This is a genomic window from Vreelandella rituensis (assembly GCF_003336665.1).
In the GTDB taxonomy this organism is placed as follows: Bacteria; Pseudomonadota; Gammaproteobacteria; order Pseudomonadales; family Halomonadaceae; genus Vreelandella; species Vreelandella rituensis.
The window spans coordinates 20,106-35,461 of record NZ_QPIJ01000021.1 but is presented as its reverse complement, the minus strand read 5'-3'; the positions used below and the strand labels follow the sequence as shown (position 1 = coordinate 35,461).

General features: G+C 57.1%; 17 protein-coding genes and 1 pseudogene. 16 read left to right on the top strand and 2 right to left on the bottom strand.

What is annotated here, in order from left to right; genetic code table 11:
• The first annotated feature begins 413 nt into the window (after positions 1–413).
• A complete protein-coding gene (locus tag DU506_RS10380) occupies positions 414–836 on the top strand; it encodes a hypothetical protein (protein ID WP_114486865.1) in 423 nt (140 codons plus the stop codon).
• Here DU506_RS10380 and DU506_RS10375 read toward each other — a convergent pair.
• Positions 837–1,779: pseudogene (locus tag DU506_RS10375) on the bottom strand (IS1595 family transposase).
• A 298-nt stretch (positions 1,780–2,077) separates the two neighbouring features.
• On the opposite strand from DU506_RS10375, the gene DU506_RS10370 reads away from it, so the two are divergent.
• The 10 genes from DU506_RS10370 (at position 2,078) to DU506_RS22775 (ending at position 9,795) form a co-directional block, all read left to right on the top strand.
• Positions 2,078–3,925, top strand: coding sequence for a copper resistance system multicopper oxidase (locus DU506_RS10370; RefSeq protein WP_235825506.1), 1,848 nt, complete (start codon positions 2,078–2,080; stop codon positions 3,923–3,925).
• Entirely contained in the window at positions 3,912–4,832 is a 921-nt protein-coding gene (locus DU506_RS10365) for a copper resistance protein B (protein WP_114486864.1), read from the top strand. Before DU506_RS10370 ends, DU506_RS10365 begins: the two co-directional genes overlap by 14 nt.
• A gap of 245 nt (positions 4,833–5,077) precedes the next feature.
• The gene (locus tag DU506_RS10360) at positions 5,078–6,190 is read left to right on the top strand and encodes an RNA-guided endonuclease InsQ/TnpB family protein (RefSeq protein WP_114486863.1); all 1,113 of its coding nucleotides are present in this window, start codon (positions 5,078–5,080) and stop codon (positions 6,188–6,190) included.
• A gap of 76 nt (positions 6,191–6,266) precedes the next feature.
• Complete coding sequence (locus tag DU506_RS10355; RefSeq protein WP_114486862.1) at positions 6,267–6,761, top strand: protein tyrosine phosphatase family protein; 495 nt, start codon at positions 6,267–6,269, stop codon at positions 6,759–6,761.
• A gap of 247 nt (positions 6,762–7,008) precedes the next feature.
• On the top strand, positions 7,009–7,395 hold the full coding sequence (locus DU506_RS10350) for a DUF6746 family protein (protein ID WP_114486861.1): 387 nt from the start codon (positions 7,009–7,011) through the stop codon (positions 7,393–7,395).
• A gap of 150 nt (positions 7,396–7,545) precedes the next feature.
• Complete coding sequence (locus DU506_RS10345; RefSeq protein WP_114486860.1) at positions 7,546–8,313, top strand: ADP-ribosylglycohydrolase family protein; 768 nt, start codon at positions 7,546–7,548, stop codon at positions 8,311–8,313.
• A gap of 43 nt (positions 8,314–8,356) precedes the next feature.
• Positions 8,357–8,617 (top strand): type II toxin-antitoxin system BrnA family antitoxin, encoded by a 261-nt coding sequence (gene brnA / locus DU506_RS10340; protein ID WP_114486890.1) that lies wholly within the window; start codon positions 8,357–8,359, stop codon positions 8,615–8,617.
• Positions 8,618–8,831: 214 nt separating this feature from the next.
• Positions 8,832–9,152: a hypothetical protein gene (locus tag DU506_RS10335; protein ID WP_114486859.1), complete on the top strand. Its 321-nt coding sequence runs from the start codon at positions 8,832–8,834 to the stop codon at positions 9,150–9,152.
• A 258-nt stretch (positions 9,153–9,410) separates the two neighbouring features.
• Positions 9,411–9,593, top strand: a complete 183-nt coding sequence (locus DU506_RS22780) for a BrnT family toxin (RefSeq protein WP_415843661.1) — start codon at positions 9,411–9,413, stop codon at positions 9,591–9,593.
• Entirely contained in the window at positions 9,586–9,795 is a 210-nt protein-coding gene (locus DU506_RS22775) for a BrnA antitoxin family protein (protein ID WP_114486857.1), read from the top strand. The genes DU506_RS22780 and DU506_RS22775 overlap by 8 nt, the downstream gene beginning before the upstream one ends.
• Before the next feature lie 10 nt (positions 9,796–9,805).
• Here the strand turns inward: DU506_RS22775 and DU506_RS10315 are convergent, their stop codons facing one another.
• A complete protein-coding gene (locus DU506_RS10315) occupies positions 9,806–10,495 on the bottom strand; it encodes a DUF3047 domain-containing protein (protein WP_114486856.1) in 690 nt (229 codons plus the stop codon).
• Positions 10,496–10,722: 227 nt separating this feature from the next.
• Here DU506_RS10315 and DU506_RS10310 point away from each other — a divergent pair, with 227 nt between their 5' ends.
• The 5 genes from DU506_RS10310 to DU506_RS10290 all read left to right on the top strand — a co-directional run bounded on the left by DU506_RS10310 (position 10,723) and on the right by DU506_RS10290 (position 15,346).
• A complete protein-coding gene (locus DU506_RS10310) occupies positions 10,723–11,295 on the top strand; it encodes a YqaE/Pmp3 family membrane protein (protein WP_114486855.1) in 573 nt (190 codons plus the stop codon).
• Positions 11,296–11,392: 97 nt separating this feature from the next.
• Positions 11,393–12,262, top strand: coding sequence for a carboxylate/amino acid/amine transporter (locus DU506_RS10305; protein ID WP_114486854.1), 870 nt, complete (start codon positions 11,393–11,395; stop codon positions 12,260–12,262).
• Positions 12,263–12,377: 115 nt separating this feature from the next.
• Positions 12,378–13,313, top strand: coding sequence for an NAD(+) kinase (locus tag DU506_RS10300; protein WP_114486853.1), 936 nt, complete (start codon positions 12,378–12,380; stop codon positions 13,311–13,313).
• 1 nt (position 13,314) lies between these two features.
• Positions 13,315–14,301 carry a metallophosphoesterase gene (locus DU506_RS10295; RefSeq protein ID WP_114486852.1) on the top strand — a complete coding sequence of 329 codons (987 nt, stop codon included), beginning with the start codon at positions 13,315–13,317 and terminating at the stop codon, positions 14,299–14,301.
• A gap of 196 nt (positions 14,302–14,497) precedes the next feature.
• Positions 14,498–15,346 carry a rhomboid family intramembrane serine protease gene (locus tag DU506_RS10290; protein WP_114486851.1) on the top strand — a complete coding sequence of 283 codons (849 nt, stop codon included), beginning with the start codon at positions 14,498–14,500 and terminating at the stop codon, positions 15,344–15,346.
• The last annotated feature ends 10 nt before the right edge of the window (positions 15,347–15,356 follow it).

The window sequence follows — 15,356 nt, the reverse complement described above, 5'->3', positions numbered from 1 at the left end:
GGTTCGACGAAAAAATAGTCGTGGCTGGTCACCGCCTCGCTAAGGACAGGACCCGATAACCCCTTGAAAGAGGTCCACGCAGGCGCGCGCCAAATGCAGGATTAACTGCGGGCGTAAAAATAAACCGGAGGCTCCGTTTGCCAAGGACTACAGGCAATTCGCTTCAGGGCGGAAAATCGTCGTGCTAGCCGTGTTGGCTGTACTGCAAGATGTCGAAGCGTCGCCAGTAGGGGAGCGCTCGAAGTCGTCGGGAAAGGCAGCGCGTTGCTGCTTTTTGATATGTTTCAGTCATTCAGAGCAACTACTCTAACACAGAACTGATGTTCTTGCGGGTTGTGAGTCGGCAGTCGGCAAGCTGCTCGCCGTCTTCAATACTGACAACATACAGCGCAAACCGGCTAGCGGAGGAACCTATGATTGGCGCGATTGCGGGTGACATCATTGGTTCGGTGTACGAGCACCAGCCCATTAAAACCAAAGACTTCCCGCTGTTTCAGGCGCAGTCTCGTTTCACCGACGACAGCGTGCTGAGAGTGGCGATAGCCAGTGCCATTCTCGATAACACCCCGTACGCCGATGCCGTCCGCCAAATAGGTAGGCAGTACCCCAGCGCGGGCTATGGTGGCTCGTTTATCCAATGGCTGGCCGCCGTCAATGCCGGGCCTTACCGCAGCTGGAGTAACGGTGCCGCCATGCGTACCTCGCTAGCTCGTGCGTTGACTTTCGTGGCCGCGATGTTGCAGCCCGCACTTACTATAGCCACTTCAAAACAGCATTATGCTTGCAGGTGCATCCTAATTGATAACGCGAATGGAAATTGTCAAAACAATACCTGATTACGCATATGGCTCAGCCATCTTCAGGAACCGGTACGGCATCGGCGGCGTTTTTACCGCCACCGCGAGAAAGCGCGGGATCATGGCCTTGAGGTCGTAGCGCCTGTTGAAGCGGTATTCGAACTCGGCCAGGTAGCGAGGGGCGTGCTGCCCGCGGATGGCATGGTAGGTGCCAGTGATGGCGTTCTTGACGTTGCCCAGCAGGGTTGTTGACCCAGTTGAACTCAGGGTTCTCCACGCTGGCACGCCCTCCGCCCGTGATGTGGCGCTCGTGGGCGTAGTCTGGTGTGTCGAAAGCCCGGAAACACCCCAGACCATCGCTGATGACCTGGCTGCCCGGCGCAATGGCCTGTTGCGCATAGCGACGTATCTCGGTGAGGGTAAAGCCGCTCACACGGCGTAGCTGAACACGCTGCGGGTGGCCCTCCTCATCGGTTTGCACGGCCGCCACAAACGGGAATTTGTGCTCAGCGCCGCGCCCGCGCTTTCCCGGCCGTTCACCGCCCAGGTAGGCGTCATCGATCTCGATGCGTCCAGTAAGCGTCTCTCCCTGGTTGCGCTCGTGCATGACCTGCAGCAGTTTGTGCTTGAGCTTCCAGGCCGTGTTGTAGGTGACGCCGAGTTCCCGGGACAGCTGCAGTGCCGAGAGGCCATTCTTGCGTTGGGTCAGTAGGTAGATCGCCAGGAACCAGGTGGTCAGCGGCAGGTGCGTGCCATGGAAGATGGTACCGGCGGTCAGCGAGGTCTGATGATGGCAGTGATGGCACTGGTAGAGCCCCCGCGACAGCTGGCAGCACGGCGTGTTGCCGCAGTCGGGACATACGAACTCCTTGGGCCAACGAAGCCGGTAGAGGGCCGCACGGCATTGCTCTTCCGTGCCGTACTGTTTGAGGAAGGCCGGCAGTGACAGGCCGGGTTGAAACTGGATAGGGTTGCGAGCCATGTCGATAACGCCTTGATCATCCACATGCTTTCATTGTAGTTCAAGACTGGCCTGATGGCTGACTGAGGTGAGTAATCAGGAAAAATTAAGCGTCCTGTATGGAAGACCCAAGAAACATGCGTGTATTGGACAGTTCCAGTCTACGCTAATACTTTCAGAGAAAGGTTCCTGCTGGGTCGGTTGCCGCAGGGCAGCGAGAGCAGCGCCAGGACAAGCTGGAACACTAGAAGAAGCAGGGCACTAGAGAAAGGGTATAAAGAAAAAGGGTACAAAGGAAAAAGGTATAAGGAGAGTTCGAGTGACAGAACAATACCGTTTTATCGGGTCAAGGTTGTTTACGCGACGCAGGTTTCTTGTCACGACAGCTTCATCGGCTCTGGCCAGTTACATGTTGCTAAACCGCCCGGCCTTGGCGGTGGCTACTGATGCGGCTCGCGCTGGAAATTTTGGCGAACTTGATGCTACCGCAGCGGAAGGGATCGATCTCTACATCGAAAACCAAGACTTGCTGGTCGATGGCAGTATCGGGCGGGCGATTACCATCAACGGCTCGGTCCCCGGGCCTGTTATTCGCATGACAGAAGGCAAGGATGCGTTAATTCGCGTCCACAACCGTCTGCCTGAATCGACCTCGATTCACTGGCACGGCATTCTCTTGCCATTCAATATGGATGGCGTGCCAGGTATCAGCTTTGCCGGGATTCCCGCAGGCGAGACCTTCACCTATCGCTTCCCGGTACGGCAGAATGGCACCTACTGGTATCACAGCCATTCCGGCTTTCAGGAACAGCGCGGTCATTACGGGCAACTCATCATCGAGCCGGCCCAGAACGATCCGGTTGATTACGACGCCGAGTATACCGTCGTCCTGTCGGACTGGACGTTTGAAAACCCGCATAACGTGTTTCGGAATCTCAAAACCATAGAGGGCTATTACAATTTCCAGCGGCCGACGCTGGCGAACATCGATGACCAGATGCAGGCGACGGGCATGGCGCTTGGGGAGGTCATCGATAAACGACTGGCATGGCAAGGGATGCGGATGGATCCGACCGATATTGCCGACGTCACTGGGGCCACTTATACCTTTCTCATGAATGGCAAGGCAGCCGACGAGAACCCGGTTTTTCTTGCCCAGCCGGGTCAGAAGATTCGGCTGCGGATCGTCAATGCCTCCGCTCAGACCTTTTATGACGTTCGCATTCCGGGCCTGCCCATGACAGTGGTTCAGGCTGACGGCCAGAATATCAAACCGGTCGAAACCGATGAGTTCCGAATTGCGGTAGCCGAGACCTACGATGTGGTGGTCAGCCTGCCGGACGACCGAGCTTATACGCTGTTTGCCGAAACCATGGATCGTAGCGGCTATGCCCGCGGGACTCTGGCACCCCGGGAGGGCATGTCCGCTGCCATTCCCGAGAGGCGTCGCAGGCCCATGCTGACCATGGCTGACATGGGCATGATGATGAACGGCAGTATGCAAGGCATGGACGGCATGCAGGGTATGAGTAGCGGCAGCCACAGAAGCATGGAGATGCCGATGGATCGGCATGCTGAAGGCGGGTTACCCACCAAAAACCTGATAGAGCGCGTCAAGCACGGACCCGCCGGCCATGGTCCGGCCAGTATCACCATGGCGCAGACCGCCTACCGACGTCTGGATTACCCCGGAGCAGGCCTGGGTGATGATGGCTGGCGGGTACTGACTTACAGCCAGCTGCGGGCGCGGGAACGCCCCCCGCTCAGGCGTCCCCCGACGCGGGAGTTCTATCTTCACCTGACCGGAAACATGCACAAGTTCATCTGGGGCTTCGACGGCAAGAAATGGTCGGAGGCGGACATGATACGTTTCCAGTACGGCGAGCGTCTGCGAATCAATATGATCAACGACACCATGATGAGTCACCCGATTCACCTGCACGGCATGTGGATGGACCTCTATGCCGGTGGCGACCTCGACACCAATCCGCGCAAACATACGGTCAATGTTCAGCCGGCGGAATTGCTGACCGTGGATGTTACCGCTGATGCACCAGGGCAGTGGGCCTTCCACTGTCATCTGCTCTACCACATGGATGCAGGCATGTTTCGCACAGTGGCTGTAGTCCGTTTGCTGGAAGGAGAATCGATCGATGCCGATGCCTAGAACTCGCTTCACGGCGGTGGTGAGCGTAGTCGCTCTGTTTTCTAACCCTGCCATGAGCCAGAACGAATCGGGCACGGAAGATATGCCTAACACCGCCAATCTTCCGGATCATCAGCAATCCGCGCACCACCATCAGGGCGCACCGCCGCCTGATCTTGATGCTCCACCGCTACCCGAAGGCATGACGCTCGACGAGGTATTCAACTATGCCGAGAGCGAGCCACCCGCACACTTCCCCGACCCCGTTGCCGACGATCAATGGTTTGGGTTCGTGCTCTTTGATCAATTTGAATACCGCATGACGGATGACGAGGCACCCGATCATTTAGGCTGGGAGGCTGATGCCTGGCTCGGTGGCGATATCAACAAATTCTGGTTGAAGACGGAAGGTGAGGCAATTTTCGATGGTCCCAATGAAGGTGAAAGCGAGAACGATTTCCTCTATTCGCGCCTTTTTACACCCTTCTGGAGTGTTCAGACCGGTATTCAGTACGCCAACGAATGGACGTCCGATGATTACGGGGATCGCTGGTCGTATGTGCTCGGGCTGCAAGGGTTGACGCCTTACCAGTTGGAACTCGATAGCTCGCTGTATGTCTCCGAGGACGGAGATCTGACGATAGAAGTGGAAGGAGAATACGATCTTCGCATTACCCAGCGACTGGTGCTTCAGCCTCGTGCGGCACTGGGGTTTGCGGCTCAGGACGTGCCTGAACGCAAGCTCGGGTCCGGCATGACCAGTGCCAACTTGGATATGCGCCTGCGCTACGAAGTCAAACGGGAGTTCGCACCTTATATTGGCGTACGCTATCAGTCACTCGTGGGTGAGACCGAAGACATCGCGGGTGCCGCGGGAGACAAGACCGAACAATGGATGGTTTTGGCAGGATTGCGCTTTGCGTTTTGAACGGTGCAAGTGGCCAGTCAACGGCTCGGACTGCCGCGAGGCCCCGGCGGGTACCTGAACAAAAACGAACAATGTAACTAATGAGAAAATCATATGGACATCAAGCTGCTCGATGAACGGCTCAGCGTTATCTAAAAGCGCGTAATACCTCTTCCTGAGTCGCGTAGCGCGAAGGGAGAGGATACAAACGCGGCGTCCGAGAGGACGTCTTGTTCTCTTACGCAAATGATACTAAACTGTAATTCATGAAAATCGAACGCGCCTACAAGTACCGATTCTACCCGACGCCCGAGCAGGAAATCCTGCTGGCGCGGACGTTTGGGTGCGTGCGGTTTGTCTGGAACGCGGTGCTGCGACATCGCACTGATGCGTTTTACGAGCGCAAAGAGAAAATCGGCTACAACGACGCCAGTGCGTTCTTGACGCAACTGAAAAAGCAGCCGGACACCGCGTTCCTGGCCGAGGTCAGTTCGGTGCCCTTGCAGCAATGCCTGCGCCACCAACAATCGGCCTTCAAGCACTTCTTTGCCAAGTACGCTCGGTACCCGCGTTTCAAGTCAAGGAAGCAGCGACAGTCCGCCACCTTTGCCAGTTCGGCGTTTGCGTATCGCAACGGCCAGATCACGCTGGCCAAGTGCCAGGAACCCCTCAGCATCCGCTGGAGCCGCGTGCTTCCGTCAGCCCCCAGCACCGTTACCGTGTCCCAAGACCGCGCCGGTCGCTATTTCATTAGCTGCTTGTGCAAAGTGAACGCCGAATCACTGTCCATTACCCCCAAGATGGTGGGTATCGATCTCGGGCTGAAAGACCTGTTCGTGACCAGTGACGGCAAGCGCGTCAATAACCCCCGCCATACGGTGTGTCACGCACGCAAATTGGCGCGGGCGCAACGGCAACTGAGCCGTAAGCAAAAAGGCTCGAACAATCGGGCGAAAGCCAAGCAGAAAGTGGCCAGGCGCCACGCGAAAATCGCCGATGCCCGGCTTGACCACCTTCATAAACTCACCCGGCAGATCGTCAACGAGAACCAAGTGATCTGTGCTGAAAGCCTCGCGGTGAAAAATATGGTCAAGAACCGGTCTCTGGCGAAAGCCATCAGTGATGTGGGCTGGGGGGAGCTAGTGCGCCAGCTTGAGTACAAGGCCGCATGGGCGGGGCGCCAGTTCGTCCAGATCGACCGTTGGTACCCCAGCAGCAAGCGCTGCCATGGCTGCGGGTTTGTCGTCGAATCCTTGCCGCTCAATGTTCGCACCTGGGACTGTCCGGACTGCGGCACCCAAGGCATCGACCGCGACGTCAATGCCGCCCGCAACATCCTACAAGCCGGCACCGCGCTGTTAGCCGGTGCTGAGAGTTGAAGCACTACCGAGGGGCACTCGGGAAGTTACGCCTGTGGAGTTTGTGTAAGACCGGCAATGCCAAGGCATTGAGGCGATGGACAACGAAGCAGGAATCTGGGAGGTGACGACCAGGGAATCCCCTTCCACAAGCGCGCTAGCGCTGAAGGTGGGGGAGGATGTCAAGGCCCAGCCCAGTTACGAGGAGATCGATACCCTGGCAAAAGAGGGCTATCGCACCATCATTTCCAACCGGCCGCGCGGAGAAACCGAGGATCAGCCGGATATGCAGGCGCTTAAAGATAAAGCGGAATCCTTGGGCATGGTCTGGCGCGAAATACCAGTCAAGCCCGGAGAGTACTCGCAGCAAGACATTGATGCGTTTTCCGAGGTGCTGCAGTCATCACCCGAACCCATAGTGGGTTTTTGCCGCACCGGCAAGCGGGTTTCGCATCTTTGGGCCTATTCTCAAGCACCTGAATGCCCGATCATGGACTTGATGAAGGCATCCCAGAGAGCCGGCCATGACCTGGAACCCCTGAAGGATGATTTGCACCGTTACGCCGAGCAGAAAAGTGACACAAAGAAATAGCGCCAGGAACAAAGACTGGTGGAACGAAGCCTCGATGATATTCAGGTCGTTGGCGCAGCGTCCCGCTTGTGTTCGTGATGGGGTGTGACGCGGGGATTGAGGTGATAGGGAATGGGTTTGTTAGTGTCAATTTGAAGAAAACGCATTAAAGAACGATTCTCATTTTGGTTGCAGCATGATACGTTTATTGAGTGCAAATCATTCGCAACGGATAATGCGCATCATCTTAGCCGGAAAGGGGTAGTTCATGAAACGTATTGCGTTTTTGATGCTGGCAGGTCTGATAAGCAGCGGCGTGGCCATGGCCAATGATCATGAGGAAGCACATGATCGCGCCGAGCATTTCGAAGGCAAGCCCGCCGAGACGATGGAAGAAGCGGTGGCTAACTTCTCCGAGGGCAATCAACAGCTGGCGGAAATGCTGGCCTCCGACGAGCTGACCAACGAGCAGATGGGCGAGCTTCACATGCTGACTTACACCTTGGAGAACGCCCTGCTGAAAATTGACGAGGAAGTTAAGAGCATGGCGGTGTCTCTGGAAGAGGTGCACCTGGGGTCGGAAACGCTTGATCAGGAGCGCGTGGCTACCAATGGTGTCGACTATCTGGAAGTTGCCCGGACATTGGCTGAATAAAACGTTCGTCATCCTTTCTTGATGCTGGCCCGGCCGGGATGTCCGGGCCAGTGTTACGGCCCAGCTGGACTATGCTGCTAGACATCCGATGCGACTAGCCATCACAACTGACTCATCACATGCAGCGCAAACCGGCTAGCGGAGGAATCTATGATTGGCGCGATTGCGGGTGACATCATTGGTTCGGTGTACGAGCATCAGCCCATTAAAACCAAAGACTTCCCGCTGTTTCAGGCGCAGTCTCGTTTCACCGACGACAGTGTGCTGAGCGTGGCGATTGCCAGTGCCATTCTCGATAACATCCCTTACGCCGATGCCGTTCGCCAAATAGGCAGGCAGTACCCCAATGCGGGCTACGGTGGCTCGTTTATCCAATGGCTGGCCGCAGATAATGCCGGGCCTTACCGCAGCTGGGGTAACGGTGCCGCCATGCGCGTCAGCCCCGTGGGCTTTGCCTACTCCACTGAAGCCGACGTGCTCGCCCAAGCCAAAGCCACCGCTGCCATTACCCACAACCACCCCGAAGGCATCAAGGGCGCACAAGCCACCGCGCTGGCAGTGTTTCTTGCGCGAACCGGCGCGGATAAAACCACTATCCGCACCACCCTTACCCAGCGGTTCGATTATGACCTGGCGCGCAGGCTGGACGACATTCGCCCGCATTACCGCTTCGATGTTTCCTGCCAGTGCAGCGTGCCGGAAGCCATCATCGCCTTTCTGGAATCTGATTCGTATGAAGAGGTGGTCCGTAACGCGGTATCGCTAGGTGGCGACAGCGATACCCAGGCCTGCATCGCCGGGGGCATTGCCGAAGCCTTCTACGGCAGCGTGCCAGCCGCCATACTTGCCGAGGTGGAACAGCGCCTGACGCCGGATTTATGGGCGATCACCGACACATTTTGCCGCCGATATCGCTAAACCCGCCTTGTGAAAGAGGTTGAAAACAATGTTGATGAGTACGATGAAAGCTAAAGATTTCGACAAAAAGTTTGATCAGGGCAGCGAAGATATCGTCGACGATCTGGATCTGACCACTGCACACCGCGTAAACCAGGAACAGAAGCGTATTAATGTTGACCTCCCAGCCTGGGTCGTAGAGTCGCTGGATCGTGAGGCGGCTCGGATTGGGGTTGCCCGTCAATCGATTATCAAGGTCTGGCTGGTTGAACGCCTGAAAGCAGAAGCGGCTGATAAGGCACCTAATAACGTACTAAATCACTAACCATACCAGTCACGTCTATTCTTCAACTCCCACCCAAGCCACTCTGCTAGCGGTTCACTGCGGCGAGCTGCTCATGGGTAAAAAATGTTCATTTTTGATTGCTTGTGCGTCCTGATCGCCGCAGGCATTATCAGCGCTCGCGGTTGCCTGCGTGTCGCCACGATTTGACCGCAGGCGGCAACCACCAAGGATTCTGCAACCCCTAGGGGAAACAATGGGAAAGCTCTTCTCACTGATCGTACTGCTGGCGCTTGGCTATGCCGGCCTGTACTTCTATTACGGCGTTGCCGTCGAACAGGAAGTTCAGCAGCAGCTGGATAATCGCGGCCTCACCTCGGTCAGCGTTGATAACCTCGAGTATGGGCTGTTGGCCCCCATCAATACGTCCGCGAACGTCTCGGCGACCGTCACTTATCGTGGCTCTCAGGCGGCACTGAATTTGACGGTGCAGGGGCACCCTCTGTTTTCCGATGAGTTAAGAGTCGAGCTCGATGGTCTCCAGGCGCTGCGACTGGGCATCGGCTTCGGGCAGTAAAAAACACCTAAAACGCCTCGGTTGCCTGCCGGGGCATTTTTTTGTGAGCCATCTATCTTGAACGGTACACACAACGGCAGGTAGGGCAGTGGCAGAGCTGACGAATAAGCGAGGGACAAGCCATGAACCAGCATGAAAAGCTCAACTACGTAGAGAAAGATCTAAAAGCTACAAAAGCGTTTTTCTCAGCGGTGTTTGGCTGGGAATTCGTGGGGATTCGTCAGGGCTAAAACGGCCTTCACGGATGAATTTGCCCGGGTGATAGCGGACCCGGATCACTCTGACGAAGAGGATCGGTTCTTGCTTCTTGGCACCAGTATTCATTCTCGGCTGTTGGTCGTGTGTCATTGCGTCAGGGATAGGGAAACCATTCGGATTATCTCGGCGCGTAAAGCCAACAAGCGAGAGCGAAAGGCTTACGAGGGGTACAGGCATGCGTGATGATTACGATTTTTCAACATCCGTTCAGAACCCATATGCGAAGAAGCTCAAAAGGCAGGTCACTATTAGGCTCGATGAAGATACGATTGAGTACTTCAAAAAGCTAGCTGAAGAGAAAGACCTTCCGTACCAGAGCCTTATCAACCTTTATCTTCGGGATTGTGCCCAGTCCCACAAAGATCTCAAGATGGAGTGGCGGTAAACGTTTTTCGTCATGAAGACGGACACTCCGGCGGCGTGGGGTCGGCGGAGAAGGTGAGGCCGCTGAACCAGGCCGTGGCATCGCCGCCGGCGTTGTCGCCGTCGCTCATCAGCGCCACGCCGTCGATGTGGTCATGGCGTTCACCGAACAGGCGCTGGTAGTCTTCGCGCACGTCGCGTACCTCCGCGACCCACTCGCCAACCTGTTGGTCACCGCCTTGCAGCGCCAACAGCTGGGCGCGTTGGGTAAAGGCGTTCGGCCATGCGGTACCGGCGGCCTGGGTCGACGACCACACATAGTTCACCGACTGCACCTGCCAGGGCAGGATGCCGCTCTTGTGGGCGACGTAAACCCGCGCAGGGTAGTCGTCTCCGGCTTGGGTGGTTTCGTTCAGGCCGGGATAAATACGATCCACCTGCCAGCACCACTTGAGGTAGGGCGTCTGTGTCAGATCAATTTCGCGCTCAAGGTAAAGTGCGGAGGCCTGCTGGTTGGCGCGTGCCTGCAAGACGGGTTGGCCGTCCTTGTCGACCACGCGATACTCGGTTTCACCCTCGAAGCTGCGGGTGGGCCAGCGCTCCATGTGGAAGGGCGAAAAGTGCAGGTCGTCACTGCCGATCGCAGGGCCGGCCACGACAACCAGCCAGGGAACAAACAGCCAGCGCAGTGAGGGTGTCAGGGAGAAACTAGAGAGTCGCATGGCAAGCTCCGGTATTAGTTGAACACTACAGTTGGTCAGCGATTGGTTTACGTTATACCGACTTCCTTACAGATACTTGCGCACTTCTTCGCAAGATAGTGAGACCAGACTCCTGGCTTTGTAGGACGGTAGTGAGCAGTATTGAAATTTTATGCCGGATACGTGGTCGTTTGTGAATGGTAAAGTGCTTGTCTCAATCGCTCACCTCACGAGAATCGGAGTGGCCAATGGATGCGAGAGAGTATCTGAATCGAAAAGGGGTGCCTCTGGATCGCGATCCAGACAAGCCCAATACTTTGGAAGAAAAGGCCTGGGAACGTGCTCGGGGTGCCGGGCACCAGCGGCCCAAGGTCGGCACGCCGCATGATTGGGAGGAGTGGGAGCGGTACCATGAAGACCTTGCCGAAGGCTCTGAAAGCCTGGAACAGAAAATCGACAAGCAAGCGCATCGCCACGCCACGGAACATGCTTCCGGGCAAGCCAAGCCCGAAGCAGGCAAACTTGAAGAAAACAGGCCTGAAGCAGGAAAATCCGAGGCAAGCGGCAGAGGGGTCGAGCATTTCACCCCGCCACCCAAGGCCAGCGTAGATGTTCCCACCAAGGCTGAGTCGCCATCCGCCACCCCATCGCCGGCGTTGAAAACGGCGTATTACTTCCTGGCCGTGTTATTGCCGCCTTTGGCGTTGGTACTTTCCGGCGCCGGGGGGCGGCGTATTGCTTTGGGGGTGCTGTTGACCCTGGCCGGTTGGTTGCCGGGCGTCATAGTGGCGTTGGTCTGGTTGCGTCGCCGTTTTCCATGAATCCAGGGCGGTAAACTGACCGCCAATAAACACCCTTGGCAAGCCTGCTGCAGTGCGTATAATCCCGGTAAGCTATTTCTATAAACGAGGTTTACCAATGGGGTATCTGGTCGGCGTTACACTGCTGTGGGCGTTTTCGTTCTCCTTGATCGGGGTGTATCTCGCCGGGCAGGTGGATAGCTATTTTGCGGTGCTGTTACGCATCAGTCTGGCGACGTTGGTATTCCTGCCATTTCTGCGGCCTAGCCTGTTGCGTGGCAGGCAGCGGCTAGCACTGATGGCGCTCGGGGCGCTTCAGCTGGGCGTGATGTATATCTTTTTCTATCAGTCGTTTCTGCTGCTCTCGGTACCCGAGGTGCTGCTGTTTACCATCTTCACGCCGATCTATATCGCCTTGCTCGACGACATGCTGTTCGGGCGCTTCACCCCGATGTACCTGGTTACCGCGCTATTGGCGGTCATCGGCGCCGGTGTGATTCGTTACGATGGTATTGATAGTGGCTTCTGGCTGGGGTTTCTCGTGGTGCAAGGGGCCAATTTGTGCTTCGCCCTGGGGCAGGTCGGCTATCGCCGCTTGGCGGCTGAGCTGCCTGCGTCGTTGCCTTGGCATAACGTCTTTGGCTGGTTTTTCATCGGGGCGTTAATGGTCGCGGTACCGGCCTTCCTGTTATTGGGCAATAGCGCGGCCTTGCCGACCAGCGCCGTGCAGTGGTCGGTACTGGTCTGGCTTGGGCTGGCGGCGTCCGGGGTGGGCTACTTTGCCTGGAACCGGGGAGCCACCAAGGTGGATGCGGGCACCTTGGCGATCATGAACAATGCCCTGATCCCCGCCGGACTGGTCGTCAACCTGCTGATCTGGAACCGCGAGGCTGAACTGGGGCGCTTGCTGCTCGGGGCTTTGATCATGGCGGGTTCATTGTGGCTCAATCATTGGTGGTTACAGCGACGAGCCACCAGCCCGGCCTGACCCGAGCCTTTCAGGCAATGAGACGTTAAGACAGTGAGACGATGAGGCGGTGGGCATGTTTGCTCGCCGCCTCGGCTGTGCGCATAATGACCGCTGATTCGCGAGAGAGCCGCGCATGACCGAAAACGCAAACAAAACACCGGTTTCAGGTTCATCCTCCCATGATGCCGCACGTCCTTTTGCCACCATCGGTTTGATCGGGCGCCTGGGCAGCACCAAGGTGGTCGATTCGCTCAACCGCCTGGTGAACTTCCTTGTCCAGCAAGACTACAAGGTGATCGTCGAGGATCGCACCGCAACCGTGATCCCCGACCACGGCCAGCCGGAAGCCAACCGACGCATGCTCGGCCAGCTGTGCGATTTGGTGATTGTGGTCGGCGGTGATGGCAGCTTTCTGGGGGCGGCGCGTACACTGTGTCACACTGGTACCTTGATGCTCGGCGTCAACCGTGGGCGGCTGGGATTTCTGACCGATATTTCTCCCGATGAGCTGGAAACCCGCGTGGGCGAGGTGCTCGCCGGGCGCTACGAACTCGAAGAGCGCTTTCTGCTCGAGGCGGAGCTTTACCGTAACGGCGTTGCCGTGGGCAACGGTGAGGCCTTGAACGAGGTGGTGGTTCACCCTGGAAAAGCCGTGCGCATGATCGAGTTCGAGCTGTTCATCGACGGCCATTTCGTTTATAGCCAGCGCAGCGATGGCTTGATCATCGCTACGCCCACCGGCTCCACGGCCTATGCGCTGTCCGGGGGCGGCCCCATCATGCATCCCAAGCTGGATGTGGTGACGTTGGTGCCAATGTTTCCGCATACATTATCCAGTCGCCCCATCGTGATCGATGCGGCCAGTGAGATTCGGATACATATCGGGGAAACCAACCAGACCTACCCGCATGTCAGCTGTGACGGCCAGACCCGTGCCGTGGCCAAGCCCGACGATGTGCTGGTGATACGGCGCAAGCCGCAGCGGGTCCAGATGGTGCATCCCATCGGGCATAATTATTACGAAGTCCTGCGCAGCAAGCTGGGCTGGGGCCATCGCCTGGGGGACTAATATGCAAGGCTATGACCTGATCGGCGATGTTCACGGTTGTGGTGCCACCCTGGCGGCGCTGCTCGAAAAGCTCGGCTATCACCAGCGCAACGGCGTCTACCGTCACCCAAGGCGTAAAGTGATCTTTCTGGGGGATCTGATCGATCGCGGGCCGCGTATCCGGCTGGCGGTCAACACCGCCCGGCGCATGGTGGAAGAGGGTGAAGCCCATATCGTCATGGGCAACCATGAATACAACGCCCTGGCCTATTATCATCCGGCGCCGGTTGGCAGCGGCCAGCGCTGGTTGCGTGAACATAGCCCCCGGCATAACCGGATTATTCAGGAAACCTTGACGCAGTACCGCGACTACCCCAGTGAATGGGAAGATAACCTGGCCTGGTTCATGCAAATGCCGCTATGCTTGGAACTGGACGGCCTTCGGGTGGTGCATGCCTGTTGGGATGAGGCCTTGATTGAGCAACTCTACCAGCGCTTGCCCGACGCCTGCATGACGCCGGAATTTCTGGTGGAATCCACCGACCCGGATACTCAGGCATACCGCATTCTGGACCGGCTTACCCGGGGCACCTCGATTCCCTTGCCGGAACGCGTCCATATTCATTCCGGCGACGGCTTTACCCGGCGCAGTTTTCGGGCACATTTCTGGGCCAAGCAGCCGCAAACCTGGGGGGATGTGGTGTTTCAGCCGGATAACCTGCCGGGCGATCTTGAACAGCGTCCCTTGTCGCCCAGCGAAGTGGCACGTCTGAGTTATTATGGGCCTGAAAAGCCGCCGCTGTTTATCGGCCATTATTGGTGCGAAGGCATTCCTGCTTTGCCTAGCGCCAATATCGCCTGCCTGGATTATAGTGCGGTCAAGTACGGGCGTCTGGTAGCCTATCGCTGGAGTGGCGAGCAGCGCTTGAATGCCGACCATTTCGTCTGGATTCCCGTTCCCCAGGAAGTCAATGACCGGCCGCGACCTTGGGAAATCGATTTCGAATGAATTTTTTATCGGACAGGTGGAACTTACCCAATGAGTCACAATCAGAGTAAGTGTTCCCTTGAATGATCCCTTGCTTAGATCCCGGCGGTTTCCTCCGCCGGTTTTTTTTCGTGTCTGTCATTTGTGGGGCCGGTAAGCCGCCATACAATATCGAGTCAGGGATAAACGCCGTCTAACGGCATTGAATGGAGACACTATGCATCCTGTGATGCTTCTGCCTCATGATGCGGATACTCGCACCTTGCGCCAGGCGTTGTGGAAACAGCGCATCAGTCATCGTATTACCCAAGAGGCCGACGGCCAGCTGATCTGGGTGGCCGACCCTACTCAGCATGATGAGCTACGCAGCCTGGTACAGCGCTGGCAAAGCGGGGTGGCTCTGGAGTTGCCTGTGCGCCGCAAAAGGCAGCGCAGCACACAGACCGTCTGGCCTACGCTGCGCCAAGCACCGGTGACGGCTGCCATCATAGCGATAAGCTTGCTGGTGTTTGCCCTGATCGGTCTTTTCGGCGATCTGTTGATCGTCAGTTTGACCATCGTGCCGGTGGGTATTGCCAATGGCCAGTTGGCGTTCGGTACGTTGAGCGAAACGCTGGGCTCTGGCCAGGTATGGCGGCTGCTGTCGCCGGCATTCCTGCATTTCGGCTGGATGCACCTGATTTTCAATCTGATGTGGGTGTGGTATTTCGGCCGTCAGGTAGAGCTGTTGCAAACTAGCCGGATGATGTTGCTACTGTTGGTGGTGGCAGGCATCGGCGCCAACCTGGCTCAGTTCGTCACCGGCACGGTCCTGTTTGGCGGCATGTCCGGGGTGGTGTATGCCCTTCTGGGACATGTATGGCTGATGTCGCGGCGGGCACCCCAAAGCGGGTTCTTCGTTCCCCAGATGCTGGTGGTGTTCATGCTCGGCTGGATGGTTTTCACCATGACCGACATGGCCGGTGCCATCGGCTTCGGGAATGTCGCCAACGAGGCGCATTTAGGAGGATTGGTCGTGGGACTGGCCAGCGGCTGGTATTATTCTTCACGACGTTTGAAATCTTGATCTCAGGAGC